The following is a 1,152-nucleotide window of genomic DNA, read 5'->3' on the forward strand; positions in this document are numbered from 1 at the left end:
CTAATAAGTAATCTGCATCTTGAGCAACTATCTTTTCAGCTATATCCTTTTGACACCCCATAGCATCAATCGTCACTAAACAACCCCGCAAGGAAAGCATCTCAAGCAGTTCAGGGATCGCTTTGATTTCATTACTCTTATCTGCAGTTTTAACTTGTCCTAGTACAACTTGGTTTGCTGCACTAAACGCACTAACCATATGGATAGCACCACAACGTTTGTCTTTATTGTACGTGCCTCTGAGGGTTTTGCCGTCGATAGCAATAACTTCGCCCTCAGTCACTTCATGACAGTCTTTCACCCATGCAGTAAAGCATCGTTGCAGTTGCTTAGCGGAAATAAGATTGATAACTCGGGCAATGGTATCGTGCACCGGTATGCCTTGTTTGAAATCACCATAACGTCTAAGCCAATCCAAGTTATCTTCACCAAAATCTTCAATATCCTCCCAACCTTCAGCACCAGCAATCACTGCAGAAATGGTTAAGAAGATAATATCGGTTAGCGTGTGCTCTATTTTCCAAGCTTGGCGAGGGTCTCGAATAACTGAAATGTGGTCCAAAAGGCTTAATCCGTTCATTAGGCTAAATATCTGCTGTTAAAAAACAGTATATGATCACACCTAAATCTGATCATCAAATCGATCTTGAATGTATTGAAATTATTGTGATTTCAATGTACAAATTAATGGAAACATCACTTCACATCACCCCTTATTCCATAAGGGTTTTTCATGATCTTGCCCTGTTCTCTTGAGTGACGTATTTATCACCTTCAAAACTATTAAGCATACTAGAATTAAACACTTGGCTAATCGCTTGCTCCAATCGTTTTTGATTACCTTTTACCGCTAAGAGGTAATCTGCATCTTGGCCGACTATCTTTTCAGCTATATCCTTCTGGCATCCCATAGCATCAATCGTCACTAAACAACCTTGTAAGGAAAGCATTTCAAGCAGTTCGGGGATCGCTTTGATTTCATTGCTTTTGTCTGCTGTTTTAACCTGCCCTAACACAACTTGATTTGCAGCACTAAACGCACTAACCATATGGATTGCACCACAACGCTTGTCTTTGTTGTATGTGCCTCTGAGAGTTTTGCCGTCGATAGCAATCACTTCACCCTCAGTCACCTCATGACAGTCTTTCATC

General features: G+C 40.7%; 1 protein-coding gene and 1 pseudogene. Both read right to left on the reverse strand.

What is annotated here, in order from left to right; translation table 11 throughout:
* Positions 1 to 580 (reverse strand): ISAs1 family transposase (locus tag AB4517_RS22105; RefSeq protein WP_372150002.1); only part of this gene is annotated, 580 nt, incomplete at its 3' end.
* A gap of 169 nt (positions 581 to 749) precedes the next feature.
* Positions 750 to 1,152, reverse strand: a pseudogene (locus tag AB4517_RS22110) (ISAs1 family transposase); the annotation flags it as partial.

Source organism: Vibrio sp. 10N.222.52.C3 (genome assembly GCF_041474195.1).
Classification (GTDB): Bacteria; Pseudomonadota; Gammaproteobacteria; order Enterobacterales; family Vibrionaceae; genus Vibrio; species Vibrio crassostreae_C.